This is a genomic window from Streptomyces sp. NPDC045695 (assembly GCF_056432025.1).
Window position 1 is genome coordinate 94,271 of record NZ_JBWKJU010000015.1, and the last position, 22,541, is coordinate 116,811.

Consider the following 22,541-nt stretch of genomic DNA (forward strand, 5'->3'; position numbering starts at 1 on the left):
CAACGTGTCACACCGTCCGGGGATTCCCCGAACGGCCCGTCGATGGTGACATGCCCGCTCCCCGCCGGTCACACGCTTTATTGGGCGGGCGCGGTCCCGCTCCACTCCGGGTGCCCGGGCATCGCGGGGGTCGTCTTCCCGTACAGCCAGGGCTTGAGGAAGGCCGTCAGGTCCCGGCCCGCCTCCTGCGAGGCCAGGCGTACGAAGTCGTCGGTGCCGGCGACGCCGTCCCGGTCTTCGGCGACCCAGCGCCGCTCGACGCGGTCGAAGGCCTGGAGGCCGATCTCCTGGCGCAGCGCGTAGAGGATCAGTGCGGCCCCGTCGTAGACCACCGGCCGGAACAGCCCGATCTTCTCGCCGGGTGCGGCGGCCTTCGGGGCGGCGGGGGGCCCGCCCGCCGCGCGCCACTGGTCGGAGCGCTGGTACGCCTCGCGCATGCGCCGCTCCAGGGAGTACTTGCCGAGCCCGTCCGCGTACAGGGCCTCGTACCAGGTGGCGTGTCCTTCGTTGAGCCACAGGTCGGACCAGGTCCGCGGGGTGACGCTGTCGCCGAACCACTGGTGCGCGAGCTCGTGGACCATCACGGCTTCGACGTACCACTCGGGGTAGCCCTCGCCCGCGAACAGGCTCCGTTCGAAGAGCGAGAGGGTCTGCGTCTCCAGCTCGAAGCCGGTGGACGCCCCGGCGATCAGTACGCCGTAGTTCTCGAAGGGGTAGCGGCCGACGCGCTCCTCCATCCACGCCACGTGGCCCGCGGTCTTCTTCAGCCACGGGGCCAGCTTCTCCCGGTCGGCGGCGGGCACCACGTCCCGCAGGGGCAGCCCGTGCGGTCCGGTGCTGTGGACCACGGCCGAACGGCCGACGGAGACCTGGGCCAGCTCGGTGGCCATCGGGTGCCGGGTCTTGTACGTCCAGGTCGTCGAGGGACCGAACCGCAGGGCGGGGAGCGCCGGCGTCCCGTTGGCGACGGCCGTGAGCCCGGCCGGGGCGGTGATGCGGAAGGTGAAGAACGCCTTGTCGGCGGGGTGGTCGTTGCAGGGGAAGACCCGGTGGGCGGCGTCCGCCTGGTTGGCCATGGCGAGGCCGTCCTCGGTTGGCACCCAGCCGCCGTCCCCGCGCCCGCGCGGGTCGCTGGTGTGCCGGACGGTGATGTGCAGCGGCATGCCGTCCGGGACCGGCTGTGCGGGGGTCAGTACGAGGTCCTCCCCCGCGCTCTCGAACCGCGCCGGCTTCCCGTTGACCTCGGCGGACGCCACGGTGCCGTGGGTGAAGTCCAGATTGATGCGCTCCAGCGGCTCCAGCGCCCGGGCGTCGATCACGGTGACCGCGTCGAGCGGGGTCCGGTTGTCCTTGTAGGCGAAGGACAGGTCGTACGAGAGGACGTCGTAGCCCGGGTTCCCGAGCTCCGGGAAGAGCCGGTCGCCGATGCCCAGCGGCTTCGGCGGGGGCAGTACGGCGGCTACGAGGGTCAGGGAGGCCGCGGCGAGCAGGGCGGCGCGCAGGCGCGCGGAGGAGAGCTGCATCCCCCACCGCTTACCAGCGCCCGCCGCACGGCCGCGCACGGCGCGCGACGGGTCCACCCGAACGGGACCTTCCGGCGCCGCCCGGTGACACGCGAAGCCCCTCCCGACCCGCTAGACCCGGCTGACGTCGTACACGCCCGGCACGTCCCGCATCGCCCGCATCAGCGCGGGCAGCCCGGCCGCGTCGGGCAGCTGGAGGGTGTAGCTGTGCCGGACCCGCTGCTCGACGGGGGGTTCCACGGTCGCGGAGACGACCTCGACCCCTTCGCGGGCGATGGCCTCGGTCAGGTCGGCCAGCAGGTGCGGGCGGCCGAACGATTCAGCGAGCAGGGTGACCCGGCAGTCCGCCGTGGCCCGCCAGTGGACGGCGACGGAGGTGCGGCCCACCGCGCGCATCTGCGCCACCGCCGCGCAGTGGATGCGGTGCACGGTGACGGCCCCGCCCCGGACCACGAACCCGGCGACGGCGTCCGGCGGCACCGGCGTGCAGCAGCCGGCCAGTCGCACGGGCGCGTCGGGCAGGTCGGCGACCGCGTTGGCCCCGCCGCCCCGGGCCCCGATCACCGACAGCGGCGCCCGTGCGGCCGTGGTGGTGGACATCGCCCGGCCGGGATGGGCTTCGAGCCAGGTGCTGATGGCGAGCCGGGCGGCGGGGGTCCGCGCGTGGTCCAGCCATTCGGCGGCCGGTCCCGAGGTGGCGTCGTGCGCGAGGAGCAGTTGAACGGTGTCCCCGTCGGACAGTACGCAGGACAGGGAGGTCAGGCGCCCGTTGACCCGGGCGCCGATACAGCCGTGGGCCGCCTCGCCGTGCTGCGCGTAGGCGGCGTCGATGCAGCTGGCCCCGGCCGGCAGGCCCAGGGTGCCCCCGTCCGCCCGGAAGACGGTGATCTCCCGGTCCTGTGCCAGCTCCGCGCGCAGCACGCTCCAGAAGGTGTCGGGGTCGGGCGCGGACTGCTGCCAGTCGAGCAGCCGGTTCAGCCAGCCGGGCCGGGTGGGGTCCACCCGCTCCTCGTCCGGGTCCGCGGCCGGGTCGGGCGTCCCCATGGCGTACGGGTTGCCGAGCGCGACCACACCGGCCTCCGCGACGCGGTGCATCTGCCGGGTCCGCACGATGACCTCGGCGACGTGGCCCTCGGGCGTGGCGACGGCGGTGTGCAGCGACTGGTAGAGGTTGAACTTCGGGGTGGCGATGAAGTCCTTGAACTCGGAGACCACCGGGGTGAAGCAGGTGTGGAGCTCGCCCAGGACCCCGTAGCAGTCGGCGTTCTCGCCGACGAGGACGAGGATGCGGCCGAAGTCGGAGCCGCGCAGTTCGCCGCGCGTCCGGGCGATCCGGTGCACGGAGACGAAGTGCCGGGGCCGGACCCGTACCTCGGCGGCGATGCCCGCCTCGCGCAGGACGGCCCGTACGGAGTCGGCGATGGCGGGCAGCGGGTCGCGTTCGCCGGCGTGCGCGGCGATGAGCGCGCGGGTGCTCTCGTACTCCTCGGGGTGCAGGATCGCGAAGACGAGGTCTTCCAGTTCGGTCTTGAGCGCCTGGACGCCGAGCCGTTCGGCGAGCGGGATGAGGACGTCCCGGGTGACCTTCGCGATACGGGCCTGTTTCTCGGGGCGCATCACGCCCAGCGTGCGCATGTTGTGCAGCCGGTCGGCGAGTTTGATGGACATCACGCGGACGTCGTTGCCGGTGGCGACGAGCATCTTGCGGAAGGTCTCGGGCTCGGCGGCGGCCCCGTAGTCGATCTTCTCGACCTTGGTGACGCCGTCGACGATGAAGCAGACCTCGTCCCCGAACTCCGCCCGGACCTGATCGAGGGTCACATCGGTGTCCTCGACGGTGTCGTGGAGCAGAGACGCCGTCAAGGTCGTGGTCTCGGCGCCGAGTTCGGCGAGGATCAGGGTGACGGCGAGGGGGTGTGTGATGTACGGCTCACCACTTTTTCGCATCTGACCGCGGTGCGAGGTCTCCGCGAGCAGATAGGCGCGCCGCAGAACGGACATATCGGCGTCCGGATAGTGGGCACGGTGCGCTTCCGCGACATGGCCGATGGCGTCCGGGAGCCGGTGGCGGGACGTGGGCCCGAGCAGGGCCGCGCGCCCGAGCCGGCGCAGATCGAGCCTGGTCCGGCCACGTCTGCGGAGCTCAGGGGGCGCTTCGGGGTGTGCTTCGGGGTTCGTGGCCTCTGCACTCATGGGCACCTCCGGCGGCTTCGACCGGCGGTGGCGGGCATGGGGTGAGCCCTCAGGGCCGGTGCCTGATGTTACCGACCCCACCACGTGGCGCAGTCCACCTCTCGCTCAGCGTGAAACGGATCACCCATTAGAGGGAAGCTTCAGCCGAAAGCCGTTTCGGTGAGCCAGGTTTCGTCGAGCTGGCCCGTGGCCACGATCACGGCCGGTCCGGTCATGTCGATCCGCCCGTCGGGGTGTTCGGTGATGACCAGGGTGCCGCCGGGCAGGTCGACGGTGTAGGTCACCGGTTCGCCGGTGGTGGCCGGGTCCGCGCCGTCGCGGCGGATGGCGGCCACGGCGACCGCGCACGCGCCGGTGCCGCAGGAGCGGGTCTCGCCGGAGCCGCGCTCGTGGACGCGCATGGCGACGTGCCGCGTGCCGCGGTCGACGACGAACTCGACATTGACCCCGGTCGGGTAGGCGGACGCCGGGCTGAACTCGGGGGCGGTGTACAGGTTCCCGGCGTCGTCGAGGCTTTCAACGAACGCCACCGCGTGCGGGTTCCCCATGTTCACGTTGCGCGCGGGCCAGCTGCGGGAACCGACGCCGACCGTGATCTCGCCCTCGGGGAACTCCGCCCGGCCCATGGAGACGGTGACGTCGCCGCTCTTGTCGAGGTGGACCCGCTTGACGCCGCCGCGGGTCGCGACCGCGAGGTCTCCGGGCTCGACGTGACCGGCGTACTGGAGGTAGCGGGCGAAGACGCGCACGCCGTTTCCGCACATCTCGGCGACGGAGCCGTCGCTGTTGCGGTAGTCCATGAACCACTCGGCTTCCTCGGCCAGGTGCGCCGCCTCCGGGTGCGCGGCGGACCGGACGACGTGCAGGACGCCGTCCGCGCCGATCCCCGCCCGGCGGTCGCAGAGCTTCGCGACGGCCGTCGGGGGCAGCTCGATGGCATTGTCCGGGTCCGGGACGATCACGAAGTCGTTCTCGGTGCCGTGGCCCTTGAGGAAGGAGAGGGTGGTCTGCGTCACCGGTTCATGGTACCGAGCCCCTGCTCACCGGCGCGGAACCGTCCGGTGGGCGGTCAGCGGAGCCGGGCGACCCGGTACACGGCGAGCGCGACGACGGTCAGCAGCACCACGGCGTACAGCGCGGTCAGGCGCCAGTCGGGGCGGCGGCCGCTCCCCCGGGCCGGGAGCCCCGGCCACGTGTAGCCCACCCGGCGGGCGGCCATCATGCCCCAGCCCCCGGCGCAGCTGCTGATGAGGAAGCCGAGCATGGCGACCACGGCTCCGCCGTCGCCGAACTCGAAGGCGAGGGGGAAGGCGAACATCAGCGAACCGGCGGCGGCGAGCATCACGATGGGGGCGATCTGCCACAGCCGCAGGCGGCGCTGCGGGCGCAGTTCGACCTCGAACTCGGGTCCCGCGGCGGCCTCGGCCTCGGCGGAGTCCGGTGTGTCCGGGCCGTCGGGGGTCAGGCGCGCGGGGTCGGCGGGCAGCCCGAGACCTGCGGGTCCGTCGGTCCCGTCGAGCAGCGTCGGGTCCGCTTCCCGCCGGGTCTCGTCCCGCCCGGTGTCGCGAGGGCCGGCCTCCATCGCCACGCGCCCTCCCCACTCGGACTCAGTACGCCGCCGTTCACCGCAGGTGACCGCACCTGCTCGAGTTTGATGATGGCACGCCCCCGGCCCCGCAACGGGCGCCCGGGGCGTCCCGATGCCATCACGTGATCAGGCTGTGACCGCTCGTTCGACCAACGACTGCGCGAGCCCGGGGAGTTCCCCCCGGTCGGCGACGCCCCCGCTGAGCCAGTGCACGCGCGGATCGCGACGGAACCAGGAGTCCTGGCGGCGGGCGAACCGCTTGGTCGCGCGGACCGTCTCCGCCCGGGCCTCGTCCTCGGTGCACTCGCCGGCGAGCGCGGCCAGCACCTGCTGGTAGCCGAGCGCCCTGGAGGCGGTGATTCCGTCCCGCAGCCCCCGGGCCTCCAGCGCGCGGACCTCGTCCACCAGCCCGTCTTCCCACATCCGGTCCACCCGCAGCGCGATCCGCTCGTCGAGCTCCGGCCGGGCGACGTCGACGCCGATCTGGACGGTGTCGTAGACGGACTCGTGGCCGGGCAGGTTGGCGGTGAAGGGGCGGCCGGTGATCTCGATGACCTCCAGCGCGCGGACGATGCGGCGGCCGTTGCTGGGCAGGATCGCCCGGGCGGCGGCCGGGTCGGAGGCGGCGAGCCGCGCGTGCAGGGCGCCGGGGCCGCGCAGGGTGAGCTCGTCCTCCAGCCGGGCGCGGACCTCGGGGTCGGTGCCGGGGAACTCCATGACGTCCAGGGCGCCCCGGACGTACAGGCCGGATCCGCCGACGAGGACCGGCGTACGGCCCTCGGCGAGGAGCCTGTCGATCTCCAGGCGGGCCAGGCGCTGGTACTCGGCGACGTTGGCGGTGTCGGTGACGTCCCAGATGTCGAGGAGGTGGTGCGGGACTCCGCCGCGCTCCTCGGTCGTCAGCTTGGCGGTGCCGATGTCCATCCCCCGGTACAGCTGCATGGAGTCGGCGTTGACGACTTCGCCGTCGAAATGGCGGGCCAGGGCGACGCCCAGGTCGGACTTTCCTGCCGCGGTGGGACCTACGACGGCGATGACCCGCGCTGCGGGGGCTGCTTTCCTCACTGCCCCAGTCTCGCAAACCCCACGGGGTGTACCCGATCGAGTTACGTGACGGGGCGGGGGCGGGGTCGTTGCCCTGGCGAGGTTCCGGCCCGGCGCATGGCCGGCGGAGGCCGGTCCGGGCAAGGCGGAACTTCACTCACACGGGTACCGTTACAGGAGTAGACATGGGCGTTTTTGATCGGTTTTTTCGTCGTAAGGACGAGGTTGCGACCGAGGAGGTCGTGGCCGAGGACGTGACGGCGGAGTCCGCTACGGCCGGCGAGGCCGAGGCCGACCCGGTTGTTGCGGAGGTTTCCACGGCGGAGTCCGTGGAGATCCCCAAGCAGCAGTCGGCCGGGGTGGCCGCGGACAGCGAAGCCGGCGAGGGTGCCCGTACGTAGCGACCGCCAACGGAAGGTGACCCATGGGCCTGCTCGACAATCTGAAGGCCAAGCTCGCTCCCGCGAAGGAGAAGGTCGGCGACCTCGCCCAGAAGAACGAGGGCAAGATCACCGAGGGTCTGGACAAGGTGGCCAAGGCCGTGGACTCCAAGACCCACGGCAAGTACAGCGACCGGATCACGAGCGGCACGGGCAAGGCGAAGGACGCCCTGGGCAAGATCGCGCACAAGGACACCCCCGGCGGGCCGACGCCGCCGGCAGCTTCCTGACGCGGTCCCGGCGAAGGGGCGCGGGAGCGGCTGCGGCCGCTCCCGCGCCCCTTCAGCGTCCGGGCGGGCCACCGGGCGGCCCAAGGCCGTCCGGAAGGACCCCACAGTGTCCCGTCAGGACTCCCAGGGGTCGTCAGGACCCCCGTGCGTCCCTTCAGGACCAGACGGCCACGAAATACCCCACGCCGTACGGAGCCTCCTCGTACAGCAGACGCCCGTCGAGGCCCGCTCCCCCGGCCGCACCGGCCAGCACCTGCCAGGGGGCCCGCCCGGCGGCCTGGAGCTCGGCGGCGAGGGCGGGGTCCAGCGCGGCGAGGGCGGCCACGTCGGCGGCGGCCAGCGCGCGTCCGACGGCGGCGTCGAAGGCGGCGGCGCGCTCGTCGAGGTAGCCCGGGGCCTTCAGGGTCCGCTTGGCACTGCCGTCGCCCATCACCAGCAGCGCGATCCGCTCGTCTCCCTCGGCGATCTCCCGGCCCGCCTCCAGACACCGCGCGGTGTCCAGCGAGGCGTCGATCGCGAGGCCCTCCAGCGGGGTGGCGCCCCACCGGGCGTGCCCCAGCAGCCAGGCGCCCACGGCCAGGGGGGCCGGGAGCGGGCGCGGCCCCTCCTCGCCCTCCCCGAGCCGTACCTCGGTGTCGACGCCGAATCCGCGGAAGGTGCCGCGGGCCCCCTGGAGGTAGGCGCCGGACTGTTCCCCGTCGGCGGCCCCCACCACCACGAGCAGGTCGGGCCGGGATGCGGCGAGCACCGCCAGCGCGTCGGAGCAGGCGGTGCGGGCGTCGCCGAGTTCGGCGGCGGCCCCCGCGGCGACCTCCGGCACGAGCAGGGGCGGGGCGGGACAGACGGCAGCGGCTACGAGCATGATCCGCAGCCTAACGCCAGCGCGCCGCGGGCGAGGGGGCCACGGCGCTCGAGGACGCCCCCGCGCCCGGCCGCATGCGTGCGGCCGGGTTACCGGGGCGCCGCGCAGCCCGAGGTCGTCGCCGGCAGGGGGGCCGGGACGCCCAGCGTCGGGATGCCGAGCATGACACCGGCGGGCTGGGCCGGGGCGGCGTTGCGCTTCTCCCAGGCGTCACCGGCGCGGGTGCGGCGTACGGTCAGGGTCGGGCCCTCGGCCAGCAGGTGGTGCGGGGCGGCGTAGGTGATGTCCACGGTGACCACGTCACCCGGTCGGACCTGCGCCTGCGGCTTCGTGAAGTGGACCAGGCGGTTGTCCGGGGCCCGGCCGGACAGGCGGTGCGTGGCGCCGTCCTTGCGGCCCTCGCCCTCCGCGACCATGACCTCCAGGGTGCGGCCGACCTGCTTCTTGTTCTCCTCCCAGGAGATCTCCTCCTGGAGGGCGACCAGGCGCATGTAGCGGTCCTGCACGACCTCCTTGGGGATCTGCCCGTCCATGTCGGCCGCGGGGGTGCCGGGGCGCTTGGAGTACTGGAAGGTGAAGGCGTTCGCGAAGCGGGCCTCGCGCACCACGTGCATGGTCTGCTGGAAGTCCTCCTCGGTCTCGCCGGGGAAGCCGATGATGATGTCGGTGGAGATCGCGGCGTGCGGGATCGCCGCGCGGACCTTCTCGATGATGCCGAGGAAGCGCTCCTGGCGGTACGAGCGGCGCATCGCCTTGAGGATCGGGTCCGAGCCGGACTGCAGCGGCATGTGCAGCTGCGGCATCACGTTCGGGGTCTCGGCCATCGCCGCGATCACGTCGTCCGTGAAGTCGCGCGGGTGCGGGGAGGTGAAGCGGACCCGCTCCAGGCCCTCGATCTGGCCGCAGGCGCGCAGCAGCTTGCTGAAGGCCTCGCGGTCGCCCAGGTCGGAGCCGTACGCGTTCACGTTCTGGCCGAGCAGGGTGATCTCGGAAACACCCTCGGCGACCAGGGCCTCCACCTCGGCGAGGATGTCGCCGGGGCGGCGGTCCTCCTCCTTGCCGCGCAGCGCCGGGACGATGCAGAAGGTGCAGGTGTTGTTGCAGCCGACGGAGATGGAGACCCAGGCGGCGTACGCGGACTCGCGGCGGGTCGGCAGCGTCGAGGGGAACGCCTCCAGCGACTCGGCGATCTCGACCTGCGCCTCCTCCTGCACGCGGGCGCGCTCCAGCAGCACGGGGAGCTTGCCGATGTTGTGCGTACCGAAGACGACGTCGACCCAGGGGGCCTTCTTGACGATCGTGTCGCGGTCCTTCTGCGCGAGGCAGCCGCCGACGGCGATCTGCATGCCGGGGCGCTTGGTCTTCATCGGGGCGAGCCGGCCGAGGTTGCCGTACAGCTTGTTGTCGGCGTTCTCGCGGACGGCGCAGGTGTTGAAGACCACGACGTCGGCGTCGCCGTCGGAGCCCTCGGGCGCCCGGACGTAGCCGGCGTCCTCCAGCAGACCGGAGAGCCGCTCCGAGTCGTGCACGTTCATCTGGCACCCGTAGGTGCGCACCTCGTAGCTTCGCTTCACGTCCACTGCCTGGCTCCGGTCGCTGCTGGTCATGCAACAAGGGTAGGCGGTGCGCGGAAGGCCTCCGGTCCCCCGGGCGGCTCACGCCGTGACAGGACGGCGGGCGGGTGGCAGGATCGCGGCCATGCCTCTCGTACCGCCCCGTGTCAGCAGGCGCCACGCCCTGCGGGTCCTGGCGGCCGTACTCGCCCTGCTCGGTCTGCTGACCTGGTGGCTGGGGCCCTTCGGGGACCAGGAGCTGCGGGGCGAGCTGACCTTCAGCACCGGGGCGCGGACCGGGGTCTACCACCGGTACGGACAGCTGCTGGAGCAGGCGCTCAAGCGGGACGTGCCCGGGGTGGACGTACGGCTGAAGACGAGTGAGGGCTCGCGGGAGAACCTGCAGCGGGTCGCCTCGGGGGAGGCCGACTTCACGGTGGCGACGGCGGACGCGGTCGCCCAGTACCAGCACGACAAGAAGCCCGGCGCGGAGCGGCTGCGCGGCTGCGCCCGGCTCTACGACGACTACGTGCAGCTGGTGGCGGCGGCCGGGTCCCCGGTGCAGTCGGCGCGTGACCTGCGGGGCAAGCGGGTCGCCATCGGGCAGCCGGGATCCGGGGTGCGGCTCGTCTCCGAGCGGCTGCTGGTCGCGGCCGGACTGGACCCGACCCTGGACATCACGCCGGTCTCCATCGGCATCGACACCATGCCGGGCGAGCTGGAGGCGGGCCGGATCGACGCGTTCTTCTGGTCGGGCGGGCTGCCCACCAACGCGGTGCGCGAGCTGTCGGAGCGGTTCCAGATCCGGCTCGTGCAGCTCGGCGACCTGGTGGAGCCGCTGCAGCGGGGCGGCAGCGCCGCGGGCTACTACCGCACGGCGGTGATGCCGCAGGACGCGTACGCGCGGGCGCGCAACACCAGCGCCGTGACGACCGTGGCCGTGCCGAACCTGCTGGTGACCACCGAGGGGACCGACGCCGGGCTGACGGAGCTGCTCACGCGGACGGTGATCCTCAGCCGCGACCGCGTCGGGCGCGAGGTGCACGCCGCGCAGCTGGTCGACCTGCGGACGGCGATCTACACCCAGCCGCTGGACCTGCACGAGGGCGCGCGCCGGTACTACCGGTCCGTCAAGCCCTGACGGTCACGACGAAGGGGTGTGCGCCAGCAGCATCGTCGCCGCCGCGGCCGCCCCGATCAGTCCCGCGTCGGTGCCCAGGGTGGCCGGTACCACCCGGAGCTCCTCGACGAAGGAGAGCCTGGCGTAGTCCGCGAGGTGGGTGCGGATCGGGGTGAAGAGGGTGTCGCCGGCGGCGGCGACCCCGCCGCCGATGACCGCGATGTCCGTCTCGACGAGGGTGGCGGTGGCCGCGATGGCGGCGGCGAGGGCGCGGCCCGCGCGGTCGAAGGCGGCGAGGGCGATCGGGTCGCCGGCGCTGGCCGCCGCGGCCACGCCCGCGGCGGTCGCGTCCCGCGTGCCGGAGGGGTTGCGGGCTGCGGCGGGGGTCCGGGCGCTGTCGGGGGTACGGCCGTTGCCGGAGCCCTCCGGTCCCGGCGCCGGGGTCCAGCCCTGGGCCAGGGCCCAGCGGGCGATCGCCGTGCCGGAGGCGATCGACTCGACGCAGCCGCGGCCGCCGCAGGCGCACGGTTCGCCTTCGCCGTCGAAGGCCACGCTGATGTGGCCGATGTGCCCGGCGTTGCCCGTGGGGCCCGGGTGGAGCTGGTTGTTCAGGATGAGGCCGCCTCCGACGCCCGTGGAGACCACCATGCAGAGCGCGTTCGCATGGCCCCGGGCCGCGCCCAGCCAGTGCTCGGCCGCGGTCATCGCCACGCCGTCACCGGCCAGCACGGTCGGCAGCTCGGCCCCGTGCGCGGCGAGCTCCGCCGCGACCCGCTCCTGGACCGGAAAGGCCCGCCACGCGCCGATGTTCACCGGGCTGACCGTGCCCCGCGAGGTGTCCACCGGGCCGGCGCTGCCGATCCCGCAGCGGACCGCCGAAGGCCACAGCGGTGAGGCCGCCAGGTCGGCGACGACCTCCCCGACGGCGGCCATGACCGCGTCCGCGTCCACCCCGCGGGGAGTCGGGCGGCGGGTCGTGGCCGTCATCGTGCCGTCGGGGTGCACCAGCGCACCCGCGATCTTCGTACCGCCGATGTCGATCGCCACCGTCAGGCCGGCGGGCGCGGCGACGGCCCGGGGTGCGGGGAACGGGGCGGTGGGGGTGATCACGGTGGCGGCTCCAGGAGGGGTTCAGGATTCAGTATGCGCCGGGGGCGGCGCCGTGCTCTCGCGAGGCTCCAGTCGCGGCCGCTCGCTCGTGCGGACCCCGGCGGGGCTTCCCGCGAGGACGGCGAGGAGTTCCTCGGCGGCGAGCCGTCCGAAGCCCGCGGTGTCGCGCACCAGGGCGGTGAGGCGGGGGTGGGTGACCCGGCAGAGCGCGGAGTCGTCCCAGGCCACGATCGACAGCCGGCCCGGCACGGGGATGCCGAGCTCGGCGGCGACCGCGCTGCCCGCTACGGCCATCACGTCGTTGTCGTAGACGAGCGCGGTGGGCGGCTGCGGCTCGGCCAGGACCCGGCGGGTGGCCGCGGCGCCCTCGGCGTCGGAGTAGTCGGTGACCACCGAGCGCACCCGGTCGGGGCCGAGCCCGCGCCGTGCGGCCTCGGTGCGCAGGGACTCCCTGCGGCGGGCCGTGTGGGCGAGGCCGGGCAGCCCGGCGACGTGGACGATCCGGCGGTGGCCCAGCCCGTACAGGTGGTCCAGGACCTGGACCATGGCCCCGGCGTCGTCGGCCCGCACCGCGGAGAGGGCCGGGTCCGCGGAGAGGGCCGGGTCCGGGGAGGCCGCGCACTCGCCGACGCTGACCGCGGGCAGGCCCAGCTGTCCGAGGAGTGCCGGGCGGGGGTCCTGGGTCCGGGGATCGACGACCAGCACGCCGTCCACCCGCCGCTCCGCCCACCAGCGGCGGTAGAGCGCGCACTCGGCGTCGATGTCCTCGACGACCTGGAACAGCAGCGCGGTTCGGGCGGCCGAGAGCACCTCCTGGATGCCGGAGACGAGCTGGAGGAAGAAGGACTCGACGCCCAGGGTGTGCGCGGGCCGGGCGAGGACGAGCCCCACCGCTCCGGAGCGTTCGCCGGACAGGGCGCGGGCCGCGCTGTTGGGCTGCCAGCCGAGTTCCTCGGCGACGCGGCGGATCCGGGCCCGGGTGTCCTGCGAGACGCCCGGCCGGTCGTTGAGCGCGAAGGACACGGCGCTCTGCGACACCCCCGCCCGACGGGCGATGTCCTTGATGGTGGGTCTGCGGGCCATGGCCTGCCTCATTCATCCTTCGATGCGGACTGCGACGGCCGGACCGTACGTGATCCGGCGCCAGCTCGGAGCGGCCACCCGCGGCTCCCCGCGGCCAAAATTCCGCTGCCCCTTTCCCTGGGCTTCCCGCATTTCCCTGCACTTCTCTGCGAAGGCGCACGGCACGGCTAAAGCGCATTAGTCACGCAGCATCTGACGGGAAGAACCCTTGTGTCAACTGGACTGAAGCGCATAAGTAGGTGCGCTGGAGGCCCTGTTGACTTTCCCCGGGCGCCCCGGCAGGTTGTGCCCGCCCGGTGCATTCCTCCAGAGCCCCAGAACTCCAGGACGTCCTGTGCCCGTTGACGCGCTCCGCTTCGGTGCCAACTACACGCCGACCCGCGGCTGGTTCCACCACTGGCTGGACTTCGACCTCGACGAGGTCAGGGCCGACCTCGACTCGATCGCCGCCCTCGGGCTGGACCACGTCCGCGTCTTCCCGCTGTGGCCGCTCTTCCAGCCGAACCGGACCCTGATCCGGCCGCGCGCCGTCGAACAGCTCGTCGCGCTCGTCGACGCGGCCGCCGAACGCGGACTGGACGTCGCCGTGGACGGGTTGCAGGGGCACCTGTCGAGCTTCGACTTCCTCCCCGCCTGGACCCGGACCTGGCACCGGCGCAACATCTTCACCGCCCCGGACGTGGTCGCCGGACAGGAGGCGTACCTGGGCACGCTGGCCGCGGCCCTCACCGGCCGGCCCAACTTCCTGGGCATGACGGTGGGCAACGAGATCAACCAGTTCTCCGGCACCCCGCACCCCGACCCCGAGCCGGTCACGCGGGACCAGGCCGCCCGCTGGCTGGGCCGGATGCTCGCCGCGTGCGAGCGGGGTGCGCCCGGACGGTTCCACGTACACGCCGAGTACGACGCCGCCTGGTACCAGGACGGGCACCCCTTCACCCCGGCCCAGGCGGCCCGGCTGGGTGCGGCCACTGCCGTGCACTCCTGGGTGTTCAACGGCACCGCGCAGCGCCACGGCCCGGCCGGGACGGCCACCGAGCACCACGCCGCGTATCTGATCGAGCTCTCCAAGGCCTGGGCCGCGGACCCGCACCGCCCGGTGTGGCTCCAGGAGGTCGGCGTCCCGGCGCCGCTGATCGGGCCTCGGCACGCGGTCCGGTTCACCGAGGCCACGCTCGCGGCGGCCCTGGACTGCCCGGACCTGTGGGGCGTGACCTGGTGGTGCTCGCATGACGTGTCCCGGGAGCTCGCGGACTTCCCGGCGCTGGAGTACGGCCTCGGCCTGCTCACCAACGACCGCCGGACCAAGCCGGCGGGCGCCGCCGTCGCCCGGATCGCCGAGGAGTGGCGGGGGCGCGCGCACCGGCCCGCCGTACGGTCCACCGCGCTGGCGGTGGACGTGGGGCCGGCCGAGGAGGCGCCCGGCCGGTCGGTGTGCGCTCCGGGCGGCGCGTTCTTCGAGGCCTGGGCGGCGCTCACCGCGGACGGGGTCCGGCCCGCGGTGGTCCTGGCCGAGCTCGCCGAGGACCCGGCGCACCTTGCCGCGCGCGGCATCACGGAGGTGCTGCGCGTGCACGACGTCAGCTGAACCAGGCCACCCGTCCCGACCGCCTCTCCTCCGCAGGAGCCCGCATGTCCGAGAACGACGACGGCGTCGACGCTCGTACCCCGCACCCTTCGACCGCGATACGGCCACCGGCCCGGCGTACGGTGCTGGCCGCCGGGGCCGGTGCCGGGGCCGCCGCCCTGCTGGGCGCGCCCGGCCTCGTCCCGCCCGCCTCCGCCGCGCAGGCCGCGCCCACCCCCGCGACCCCGGCCGACCTGGCCCCGTACGCCTCCTACTGGTTCCCGGACTCCCTCCCGCAGGGGACCCCCGGCGCCGGGATCGTGTGGCGCTCGCTCAAGCAGTGGACTCCCGAGAGCGACCCCGACCTCGCCCACAACACCGCGACCGTGCCCCTGGCGCAGCGGTTCACGCCGGTCCCGGCGAACCGGGACGCCCGCGCCGGCCAGGCCCGGATCGCCTCCCTCGTCTCCTTCGGCCCCACCGCCGGCAATCCGGCCCAGGGCTCGGCGACGGCCGACTACTACGCGCTCACGCACTGGGCGTACATCGACGAGCTCGTCTTCTGGGGCGGCTCCGCCGGCGAGGGGATCGTGCTCGCCCCGAACGCGCCCGTGGTCGACGCGGCGCACCGTCACGGGGTGCGGGTGCTGGGCAACGTGTTCCTGCCGCCCGTCGCCTACGGCGGCGACCTCCAGTGGACGCGCGACCTGGTCCAACGGGACGCCGACGGCGGCTTCCCGATCGCCGACAGGCTCGTGCGGGTGGCTCGGACATACGGATTCGACGGCTGGTTCGTCAACGCCGAGACGGACGGAGGGGACAGCGCGCTCGCCACCCGGATGCGGGAGTTCCTGCGGGCCCTGCGGGCGGCGGGCGCCCCGCACGGCCTGCGGATCACCTGGTACGACGCCATGAACTGCACCGGCCGGGTGGGCTGGCAGGGCGCCCTCAACGCGCTCAACCAGGAGTTCTTCGAAGACCGGACCGGGAAGGTCGCGGACAGCGTGTTCGTGGACTTCCGCTGGACCCCGGACACCCTGGCCGCCTCGGGCGCGCTCGCCGACCGGCTGGGCCGCTCCCGGCACGAGCTGTGGGCGGCCGTGGACACCGAGTCCCACGGCTGGGATTCGGCGGTCCGCTGGGACGCGATCGTCCCGCGGGACCGGGGCCACGTCGTCAGCTACGGCTTCTACCGGCCCGAGTGGACCCGCAACCACCTCACCGACCGCTCCCCCGGCGCCTTCCACCGCGCGGACGACCGGTTCTGGACGGGTGAGTCCCTGGACCCGGCCCGGCCCGCGCCGGAGTCCCGCTGGCGGGCCCCCGCCACCGCCGTCCCCGACCGGTCCACCGTGGCCGGGCTGCCCTTCGCCTGCTCCTTCAACACCGGGCACGGGCTGCGCTGGCACGAGGAGGGCGAAGTCGTCTCCGACGCGCCGTGGAACCACCTCGGCCTCCAGGACCGGCTCCCGGGCCGCCGCTGGGCCGTGGACACCGCCGGGCGGCGCCCGCACGTCGGCCTGGACTTCGCGGACGCCTGGCGCGGCGGCTCCAGTCTGCTCGTCGCGGGCGCCCTGACCGCTCCCGCGGTCATCGGCCTGCACTGCACGCGGCTGCCGCTGACCCGCCGTACGGTCGTGGAGCTGGTCCACGCCACCGCGTCGGGCCCGGTCGCGGTGGAGGTCGGGGTGGCCACCCGCGAGCCCGACGCCCCCGGCGAGCCGGTGCCGTACACCTGGCTCAAGACCACGCCCATGGGCGCCGATACCGGGCGGGGCTGGGACAGGGCGCGGGCCGGCCTCGCGTCCCTGGCGGGGCGCACCGCGTACGCCTTGGCCGTACGGATCACCGCGCTCGGCGGCGAGCCGGTGGCGTGGCGGCTGGGGGCCCTGTCGGTGCGCGACGAGACCCGCACCCGCCGCCCCGCCCCGCCCCTGGCCCTGGCCGTGGCCGCCTCGGCCCGGCGCGAGGACCTGGCCTGGCTGCGGCTGTCGTGGCGGCGGGCGGCCGGGCCGGTCCGGCACTACGAGGTGTCCCGCGTCCTTCCCGACGGCACCCGCCGCTTCCTCGGCGGCACCTGCGCGGCCGCGCTCTACCTCCCCGCCGTCGCGCGCGCCGGGCGGGAACGCGAGGCCGTCTTCGAGGTGCGGGCCGTCGACGAGCTGTACGCCCTCTCGGCCCCGGCCCGCGCCCGCCTCGCCTGGTAGCGGCCCGGAGCGGTCAGGGCCCGTGGGGTTCGGTGCGCGGCACGGCCACCGTCACCCGCAGCCCGTGCGGCGGGTTCGTCTCGTACGAGAGGGACCCGCCGCCCGCGGCGAGCAGCGCACGGGAGATCGACAGGCCGAGGCCGGAGCCCTTGACGTTCTGGTGGCGGCCGCTGCGCCAGAACCGGTCGCCGACGCGGAGCAGCTCGTCCTGGGTGAGGCCGGGACCGCGGTCGGCGACGACCACCTGGACGCTGCGCCCGGACGCGGAGACCGACACCTCGACCTCCTCGCCCGTCGGAGTGAACTTCAGGGCGTTGTCGATGACGGCGTCGAGCGCGCTGGACAGGGCGATGGGGTCGGCCCAGCCGGTGGCGGCGGCGCGGCCCGTCCGGGTGAGCCGTACGCCCTTCTCCTCGGCGTACGGCCGCCAGGCCGCGACCCGTTCGTCGGCCAGCGCCCCGATGTCGGTGAGGCTGATCTCGGCGGAGGCGTGCTCGGCCAGCGCCAGGTCCAGCAGGTCGTCCAGGACCTGGGTCAGGCGCTTGCCCTCGGTGCGGACGGAGGCGATCTCCGCGTTCCCCTCGGGCAGTTCGAGGGCGAGCAGCTCGATGCGCAGGAGCAGCGCGGCGAGCGGGTTGCGCAGCTGGTGGGAGGCGTCGGCGACGAACGCCCGCTGCTGCTCCAGCACCTCTTCGACGTTGTCGGCCATCTCGTTGAACGAAGCGGCCAGGCGCTGGAGTTCCGGCGGCCCACCGGCGGCGGCGACGCGCGAGTTCATCCGCCCGGTGGCGATGCCGTGGGCGGCCGCGTCCAGGGTCCGCACGGGCTTGAGCACCCAGCTGGTGAGCCGCAGTGCGGCGCCGAAGGCGACCAGCATCGCGGCGGAGAGCCCGCCCGCGATGAGCAGCCAGCCCTGCAGGATCCGGCCGCGCATGAGGTCGGTCGGCGATTCGGTGGCGACGACCGCGACCACGTCGCCGTCGAGGACGACCGGCGAGGCGACGAGCAGCCTGCCGTGGGTCTGCCACGGCCACACCTGCGGCGGATCGTGGCTGCGCCGCCCGGCCAGCGCCTCCTCGAAGGCGCGGCGGCCCTCTCCCGCCTGGGGGAGCTCCCACCAGCTGGGGGACCGGGCCATGGCGTTGTCGTCGCGCAGGAAGATGCCGACGCGGATGCCGTACAGCTCCTGGTAGCGGGCGAGTTCGAGCTGGAGCATCTCGCGGCGCTCGCCGGCGCCGGTGGATCCGGAGCCCTCGGCGTCGATGACGAACTGGGCGAGGGCGGCGAAGCGGGCGGTGTCGTCGATGCGGTCGACCACCACGCGCTGCTGCTGTCCGGCGGCCAGGCTCACGGCGAGCGGGAAGCCGAGTGCGAGCAGCGTGCCCGCCATCAGGACGACGAGGAGGGGGAGCAGGCGGGCGCGCACGGCGGAGGGCCCCTAGGGGGCCGCCGGGGCGACGAGCCGGTAGCCCACCCCGCGGACGGTCTCGATGAGGGCGGGCATGCGCAGCTTGGAGCGCAGCGAGGCGACGTGGACCTCCAGGGTCCGCCCGGTCCCCTCCCAGCTGGTGCGCCACACCTCACTGATGATCTGTTCGCGGCGGAAGACGACGCCGGGCCGCTGCGCGAGCAGGGCCAGCAGGTCGAACTCCTTGCGGGTGAGCGGTACGTCGGTGCCGTCCACGCTGACCCGGCGGGTGGGCAGCTCGATGCTGACGGGGCCGAGGCGGACCGTGTCGGACGTACCGCTGGCCGCCTCCTCGGAGGCGCCGGTGCGCCGGGCGACCGCGTGGATGCGGGCGAGGAGTTCGCCGGTGTCGTACGGCTTGGTGACGTAGTCGTCGGCGCCCATGTTCAGGCCGTGGATGCGGGAGCGCACGTCGGCCCGCGCGGTCACCATGATCACGGGGGTGGCGGTGCGCTTGCGGATCCTGCCGCACACCTCGTAGCCGTCCTGGTCGGGCAGGCCGAGGTCGAGCAGGATCACCCCGTAGGGCGAGGCGGCACTGGGCGGGGCGCCGGCGGGAAGCAGCGCCTGCAGGGCCTCTTCGCCGCTGCGGGCGTGGGTGACCTGGAAGCCGTGCCGCGCGAGGATCGCGGACAGGGCGGCGGCGACGTGGTCGTCGTCCTCGACGAGCAGCAGTCTCATGTCGTCCCCCTCTCCCCTTCTCGCTCTGGTGCTGTCGTGGTTCTCGGCCGTCCGGCCGGCCCACTCGTCGGGCGCGCTCCGCGGCTGCCCGAGCAGGGCCACCCTGCATCCACGCCGATGCGGACTGCCACGTCAAGCGGGTTCCGCTCCGGCGCGCTTTCCGTTATGGACCCGGTACACGTTCATAGTCGACCACGCCGCACCGCGTACGGAGCGTATCCGGGGGAAGCCGGATCGTTATGCTCAATTCTCCCTCAGATGTGATGACGCTGTGCGCATCTCGTCACTACTGTCCTCCCAACCGAGGAGGACGGAGCTAGAAGCCGATGAGCGGAGTATCAGTGACCAAGGACGTACAGGACGCGGCCGGTACCGCGGACGACCTGGTCGTACTGAGCAACGTCAACAAGCACTTCGGCGCGCTGCACGTGCTTCAGGACATCGATCTGAGCATTGCCCGCGGTGAGGTGGTCGTGGTGATCGGCCCCTCGGGGTCGGGCAAGTCCACGCTGTGCCGGACCATCAACCGGCTGGAGACGATCGACTCGGGCACCATCACGCTCGACGGCAAGGAACTGCCCTCGGAGGGCAGGGAGCTGGCCCGGCTGCGCGCCGACGTCGGCATGGTCTTCCAGTCGTTCAACCTCTTCGCGCACAAGACGGTGCTGCAGAACGTCATGCTGGGCCAGCTCAAGGTCCGCAAGACCGACTCGGCCGCCGCCCACGCGAAGGCGGTGGCCCTGCTGGAGCGGGTGGGCGTCGCCTCTCAGGCCGACAAGTACCCGGCGCAGCTCTCCGGCGGCCAGCAGCAGCGCGTGGCGATCGCCCGCGCGCTGGCCATGGAGCCGAAGGTGATGCTGTTCGACGAGCCGACCTCGGCTCTCGACCCGGAAATGATCAACGAGGTGCTGGAGGTCATGCAGCAGCTCGCCCGGGAGGGAATGACGATGGTGGTCGTCACGCACGAGATGGGCTTCGCCCGCTCCGCGGCCAACCGGGTCGTCTTCATGGCCGACGGAAAGATCGTCGAAGAGGCCACCCCCGAGCAGTTCTTCAGCAACCCGCGCAGTGACCGCGCCAAGGACTTCCTGTCGAAGATCCTGCACCACTGAGGGTCTCGTCTGGTAGTCATCCGTAAGCGGATCACCGCCGGAATCGTTTCTGTCGGCCGTGCATGCGCCGTAAGCGTCGCTCGTCGTTCAACAACGTCTCATCCGAGGGAAGTTCACCATGAAGATCTCCAAGGCCGCTGCGGCCGCGGCCGTCGCCGTCGCCCTTGCCCTGACCGCGACCGCCTGCGGCGGCAGCAGCGACAACAGCAGCGGCACCGGCTCGACCGGTGGCGGCAAGGACAAGATCGTCGTCGGTATCAAGTTCGACCAGCCGGGTCTGGGCCTGAAGACCCCGGACGGCAAGTACACGGGCTTCGACGTCGACGTCGCCACGTACGTGGCCAAGGAGCTCGGCTACGAGCCCGACCAGATCGAGTTCAAGCAGGCGGTCAGCGCCGAGCGCGAGAACCTGCTCGCGAACGGTGACGTGAAGCTGGTCGTCGCCACCTACACCATCAACGAAAAGCGCAAGGCCAAGGTCGACTTCGCCGGGCCGTACTTCCTGGCCCACCAGGACCTGCTGGTCCGCGCCGACGACAACTCGATCACCAAGGCCGACGATCTGAACAGCAAGAAGCTGTGCTCGGTCGCCGGATCCACCTCGGCGCAGAACGTCAAGACCAAGCTTGCTCCCGACGCCGACCTGCGCGAGTACCCGGGCTACAGCGAGTGCCTCACCGGCCTGGAGAACAAGGCCGTGGACGCGCTGACCACCGACGGCTCGATCCTGGCCGGCTACGCGGCACAGGAGAAGAACAAGGGCAAGTTCAAGCTGGTCGGCCTGAAGCTGAGCGACGAGCCCTACGGCATCGGTCTGAAAAAGGGCGACAAGGACCTCCAGACCAAGGTCAACGCCGCGCTGAAGAAGATGGTCGAGGACGGCTCCTGGCAGAAGGCGGTGGACGCGAACCTCGGTCCCGCCGGCTACAAGGCCGAGCCCGCCCCGCAGATCACCGAAGGCAGCTGATTCATCGGTGAGGAGCGTCGCCGCCCGCCTGCCGCGGGCGGCGGCGCACCTCACCGGCCATCCTGGGGAGAGCGCAGGGCAACGTGTTCGACTTTCTTACTTCCGGGCAGTACGACGTGCTCGGAGCCTTTTGGGTGACGGTTCAGCTCACCCTCTACTCAGCGGTCGGGTCCCTGATCTGGGGCCTGATGCTGGCCGGAATGCGGGTCAGTCCGGTCCCGCTGATGCGAGCCTTCGGCACCGGGTACATCAACGTCGTGCGCAACACGCCGCTGACCCTGCTGGTTCTCGGCTGCTCATTGGGCTTGGACCAGACCCTGGGCATCACGCTCGCCGGCGGTACCTCCAAAGAGATCGGTTTCCGCCTGGCAATCCTGGGCCTGATCGCCTACACGGGCACATTCGTCTGTGAGGCGCTGCGCTCAGGCATCAACACGGTGCCCGTCGGCCAGGCCGAGGCCGCCCGTGCGCTGGGTCTGAGCTTCTTCCAGGTGCTCACCCTGATCGTGCTCCCGCAGGCCTTCCGGGCGGTCGTCGGACCGCTGACGAACGTACTGATCGCCCTCACCAAGAACACCACGGTGGCGGCGACCATCGGCGTGGCCGAGGCGGCCCTGCTGATGAAGGAAATGCTTGAGAACGAGGCGGACGCGCTCTTCGCGGTCTTCGCGGTCTTCGCTCTCGGCTTCGTCCTGCTGACCCTGCCCACCGGCCTGCTGCTGGGCTGGGTGGCCAAGCGAGTGGCGGTGAAGCGATGACCTCCGTTCTGTACGACACCCCCGGCCCCAAGGCCAAGGTTCGCAACTGGATCTACACCGGCGTCTTCGCGGTGCTCGTCGCGCTGGCCCTGTGGTGGATCCTCGGCCGCATGGCCGAGAAGAACCAGCTCGACGCCGAAAAGTGGTCTCCGTTCATCACTGACAGCCAGATCTGGACGACGTTCCTGCTGCCCGGCCTCGGTGAGACCCTCAAGGCCGGCGTGATCGCCATGGTCATCGCCCTGCCACTCGGCGCACTCCTCGGCATCGCCCGGCTCTCCGACCATGCGTGGGTACGTGTCCCGGTCGGCGCGATCGTGGAGTTCTTCCGCGCCATCCCCGTCCTGATCCTGATGATCTTCAGCTCCGCGCTGTACGTCATGCTCGGCACGGTCAGCTCCGATGTGCGACCGCTGTACGCGGTGGTCACCGGTCTTGTCCTGTACAACGCCTCGGTCATCGCCGAGATCGTCCGGGCCGGCGTCCTCTCGCTGCCCCGCGGCCAGACCGACGCGGCCAAGGCGATCGGTATGCGCAAGGGCCAGGTCATGGCGCACGTCCTCGTGCCGCAGGCGGTCACGGCGATGCTGCCCGCGCTGGTCAGCCAGCTTGTGGTGATCCTCAAGGACACGGCACTCGGCGGCGCCTTCTTGGGCTTCCCCGACCTGATGTCGATGAACCGGCAGATCTCCGCCAACTACAGCAACACCATCGCGACCATGGTCGCGATCGCATTGGTGTACATCGCGGTGAACTTCGCCCTCACCACACTCGCTTCCTGGCTGGAAGGCCGGTTGCGGAAGTCGAAGAAGGGCACCGGCGCGGTCGTCGCCGGTGACGTGGCGGAGGTCGACGCAGGCGGCGCGGCCGGCGTGGGCAAGGCCCCCTGACGCAACGGGACGACGACAGGGAACTCCGGCAGTGGTGCCGCCTCGCACAGAGGCGGCACCCCCCGAACCCCCCACCCCCCCCCTCCCCAGAGGCACAAACGGTGCTGGGGGGCTTCCCCCCCCCCACCCCCAAACCACACCACCC

General features: G+C 72.7%; 20 protein-coding genes. 9 read left to right on the forward strand and 11 right to left on the reverse strand.

Annotated features, from left to right (window positions below):
• Positions 1 to 77 precede the first annotated feature (77 nt).
• The 5 genes from AC07DU_RS24120 to miaA form a co-directional block, all read right to left on the reverse strand.
• Positions 78 to 1,523, reverse strand: coding sequence for a M1 family metallopeptidase (locus AC07DU_RS24120; protein ID WP_479113510.1), 1,446 nt, complete (start codon positions 1,521 to 1,523; stop codon positions 78 to 80).
• Positions 1,524 to 1,634: 111 nt separating this feature from the next.
• Positions 1,635 to 3,716, reverse strand: a complete 2,082-nt coding sequence (locus AC07DU_RS24125; RefSeq protein ID WP_360892528.1) for a RelA/SpoT family protein — start codon at positions 3,714 to 3,716, stop codon at positions 1,635 to 1,637.
• Positions 3,717 to 3,856: 140 nt separating this feature from the next.
• The gene (dapF, locus tag AC07DU_RS24130; protein ID WP_479113512.1) at positions 3,857 to 4,732 is read right to left on the reverse strand and encodes a diaminopimelate epimerase; all 876 of its coding nucleotides are present in this window, start codon (positions 4,730 to 4,732) and stop codon (positions 3,857 to 3,859) included.
• Positions 4,733 to 4,785: 53 nt separating this feature from the next.
• Positions 4,786 to 5,298: a hypothetical protein gene (locus AC07DU_RS24135; RefSeq protein ID WP_479113559.1), complete on the reverse strand. Its 513-nt coding sequence runs from the start codon at positions 5,296 to 5,298 to the stop codon at positions 4,786 to 4,788.
• A gap of 132 nt (positions 5,299 to 5,430) precedes the next feature.
• A complete protein-coding gene (gene miaA / locus AC07DU_RS24140; RefSeq protein WP_360892534.1) occupies positions 5,431 to 6,369 on the reverse strand; it encodes a tRNA (adenosine(37)-N6)-dimethylallyltransferase MiaA in 939 nt (312 codons plus the stop codon).
• A 221-nt stretch (positions 6,370 to 6,590) separates the two neighbouring features.
• Between miaA and AC07DU_RS24145 the strand changes: the two genes are divergently transcribed.
• The gene (locus AC07DU_RS24145; RefSeq protein ID WP_479113514.1) at positions 6,591 to 6,749 is read left to right on the forward strand and encodes a gliding motility protein; all 159 of its coding nucleotides are present in this window, start codon (positions 6,591 to 6,593) and stop codon (positions 6,747 to 6,749) included.
• Between the two features lie 23 nt (positions 6,750 to 6,772).
• Positions 6,773 to 7,018 carry an antitoxin gene (locus AC07DU_RS24150; protein WP_360892540.1) on the forward strand — a complete coding sequence of 82 codons (246 nt, stop codon included), beginning with the start codon at positions 6,773 to 6,775 and terminating at the stop codon, positions 7,016 to 7,018.
• A 154-nt stretch (positions 7,019 to 7,172) separates the two neighbouring features.
• Here the strand turns inward: AC07DU_RS24150 and AC07DU_RS24155 are convergent, their stop codons facing one another.
• Both AC07DU_RS24155 and miaB read right to left on the reverse strand, forming a co-directional pair.
• Positions 7,173 to 7,880, reverse strand: coding sequence for a class III extradiol dioxygenase subunit B-like domain-containing protein (locus tag AC07DU_RS24155; RefSeq protein ID WP_479113516.1), 708 nt, complete (start codon positions 7,878 to 7,880; stop codon positions 7,173 to 7,175).
• Positions 7,881 to 7,969: 89 nt separating this feature from the next.
• Positions 7,970 to 9,487 (reverse strand): tRNA (N6-isopentenyl adenosine(37)-C2)-methylthiotransferase MiaB, encoded by a 1,518-nt coding sequence (gene miaB / locus AC07DU_RS24160; protein WP_360892546.1) that lies wholly within the window; start codon positions 9,485 to 9,487, stop codon positions 7,970 to 7,972.
• 91 nt (positions 9,488 to 9,578) lie between these two features.
• On the opposite strand from miaB, the gene AC07DU_RS24165 reads away from it, so the two are divergent.
• Positions 9,579 to 10,574 (forward strand): TAXI family TRAP transporter solute-binding subunit, encoded by a 996-nt coding sequence (locus tag AC07DU_RS24165; RefSeq protein WP_479113518.1) that lies wholly within the window; start codon positions 9,579 to 9,581, stop codon positions 10,572 to 10,574.
• Between the two features lie 3 nt (positions 10,575 to 10,577).
• Here the strand turns inward: AC07DU_RS24165 and AC07DU_RS24170 are convergent, their stop codons facing one another.
• Together AC07DU_RS24170 and AC07DU_RS24175 are read right to left on the reverse strand one after the other, a co-directional pair.
• Entirely contained in the window at positions 10,578 to 11,663 is a 1,086-nt protein-coding gene (locus AC07DU_RS24170) for an ROK family protein (protein WP_479032455.1), read from the reverse strand.
• Positions 11,664 to 11,684: 21 nt separating this feature from the next.
• Complete coding sequence (locus AC07DU_RS24175; protein ID WP_479113520.1) at positions 11,685 to 12,746, reverse strand: LacI family DNA-binding transcriptional regulator; 1,062 nt, start codon at positions 12,744 to 12,746, stop codon at positions 11,685 to 11,687.
• Between the two features lie 334 nt (positions 12,747 to 13,080).
• On the opposite strand from AC07DU_RS24175, the gene AC07DU_RS24180 reads away from it, so the two are divergent.
• Together AC07DU_RS24180 and AC07DU_RS24185 are read left to right on the forward strand one after the other, a co-directional pair.
• Positions 13,081 to 14,334: a glycoside hydrolase 5 family protein gene (locus AC07DU_RS24180; RefSeq protein ID WP_479113522.1), complete on the forward strand. Its 1,254-nt coding sequence runs from the start codon at positions 13,081 to 13,083 to the stop codon at positions 14,332 to 14,334.
• Between the two features lie 44 nt (positions 14,335 to 14,378).
• Complete coding sequence (locus AC07DU_RS24185; RefSeq protein ID WP_479113524.1) at positions 14,379 to 16,520, forward strand: endo-beta-N-acetylglucosaminidase; 2,142 nt, start codon at positions 14,379 to 14,381, stop codon at positions 16,518 to 16,520.
• Positions 16,521 to 16,533: 13 nt separating this feature from the next.
• Here AC07DU_RS24185 and AC07DU_RS24190 read toward each other — a convergent pair whose 3' ends face one another.
• Together AC07DU_RS24190 and AC07DU_RS24195 are read right to left on the reverse strand one after the other, a co-directional pair.
• Complete coding sequence (locus AC07DU_RS24190) at positions 16,534 to 17,946, reverse strand: sensor histidine kinase (RefSeq protein ID WP_479032467.1); 1,413 nt, start codon at positions 17,944 to 17,946, stop codon at positions 16,534 to 16,536.
• A 12-nt stretch (positions 17,947 to 17,958) separates the two neighbouring features.
• Positions 17,959 to 18,669, reverse strand: a complete 711-nt coding sequence (locus AC07DU_RS24195) for a response regulator transcription factor (protein WP_479032469.1) — start codon at positions 18,667 to 18,669, stop codon at positions 17,959 to 17,961.
• Positions 18,670 to 18,995: 326 nt separating this feature from the next.
• Between AC07DU_RS24195 and AC07DU_RS24200 the strand changes: the two genes are divergently transcribed.
• The 4 genes from AC07DU_RS24200 (at position 18,996) to AC07DU_RS24215 (ending at position 22,396) form a co-directional block, all read left to right on the forward strand.
• A complete protein-coding gene (locus AC07DU_RS24200) occupies positions 18,996 to 19,781 on the forward strand; it encodes an amino acid ABC transporter ATP-binding protein (RefSeq protein WP_360892566.1) in 786 nt (261 codons plus the stop codon).
• Between the two features lie 118 nt (positions 19,782 to 19,899).
• Positions 19,900 to 20,748: a glutamate ABC transporter substrate-binding protein gene (locus AC07DU_RS24205; protein ID WP_479113526.1), complete on the forward strand. Its 849-nt coding sequence runs from the start codon at positions 19,900 to 19,902 to the stop codon at positions 20,746 to 20,748.
• Between the two features lie 83 nt (positions 20,749 to 20,831).
• Positions 20,832 to 21,506, forward strand: coding sequence for an amino acid ABC transporter permease (locus AC07DU_RS24210; RefSeq protein WP_453285987.1), 675 nt, complete (start codon positions 20,832 to 20,834; stop codon positions 21,504 to 21,506).
• Positions 21,503 to 22,396, forward strand: coding sequence for an amino acid ABC transporter permease (locus AC07DU_RS24215; protein ID WP_479032476.1), 894 nt, complete (start codon positions 21,503 to 21,505; stop codon positions 22,394 to 22,396). Before AC07DU_RS24210 ends, AC07DU_RS24215 begins: the two co-directional genes overlap by 4 nt.
• Positions 22,397 to 22,541 lie beyond the last annotated feature (145 nt).

Excerpts from the sequence above, each read along its gene's own strand:
- AC07DU_RS24165 (WP_479113518.1), top strand. The coding sequence starts at position 9,579 with ATGCCTCTCGTACCGCCCCGTGTCAGCAGGCGCCACGCCCTGCGGGTC.
- AC07DU_RS24155 (WP_479113516.1), bottom strand. The coding sequence starts at position 7,880 with ATGCTCGTAGCCGCTGCCGTCTGTCCCGCCCCGCCCCTGCTCGTGCCG.
- AC07DU_RS24175 (WP_479113520.1), bottom strand. The coding sequence starts at position 12,746 with ATGGCCCGCAGACCCACCATCAAGGACATCGCCCGTCGGGCGGGGGTG.
- AC07DU_RS24135 (WP_479113559.1), bottom strand. The coding sequence starts at position 5,298 with ATGGAGGCCGGCCCTCGCGACACCGGGCGGGACGAGACCCGGCGGGAA.
- AC07DU_RS24125 (WP_360892528.1), bottom strand. The coding sequence starts at position 3,716 with ATGAGTGCAGAGGCCACGAACCCCGAAGCACACCCCGAAGCGCCCCCT.
- miaB (WP_360892546.1), bottom strand. The coding sequence starts at position 9,487 with ATGACCAGCAGCGACCGGAGCCAGGCAGTGGACGTGAAGCGAAGCTAC.
- AC07DU_RS24185 (WP_479113524.1), top strand. The coding sequence starts at position 14,379 with ATGTCCGAGAACGACGACGGCGTCGACGCTCGTACCCCGCACCCTTCG.
- AC07DU_RS24195 (WP_479032469.1), bottom strand. The coding sequence starts at position 18,669 with ATGAGACTGCTGCTCGTCGAGGACGACGACCACGTCGCCGCCGCCCTG.
- AC07DU_RS24200 (WP_360892566.1), top strand. The coding sequence starts at position 18,996 with ATGAGCGGAGTATCAGTGACCAAGGACGTACAGGACGCGGCCGGTACC.
- AC07DU_RS24205 (WP_479113526.1), top strand. The coding sequence starts at position 19,900 with ATGAAGATCTCCAAGGCCGCTGCGGCCGCGGCCGTCGCCGTCGCCCTT.
- AC07DU_RS24215 (WP_479032476.1), top strand. The coding sequence starts at position 21,503 with ATGACCTCCGTTCTGTACGACACCCCCGGCCCCAAGGCCAAGGTTCGC.
- AC07DU_RS24120 (WP_479113510.1), bottom strand. The coding sequence starts at position 1,523 with ATGCAGCTCTCCTCCGCGCGCCTGCGCGCCGCCCTGCTCGCCGCGGCC.
- AC07DU_RS24150 (WP_360892540.1), top strand. The coding sequence starts at position 6,773 with ATGGGCCTGCTCGACAATCTGAAGGCCAAGCTCGCTCCCGCGAAGGAG.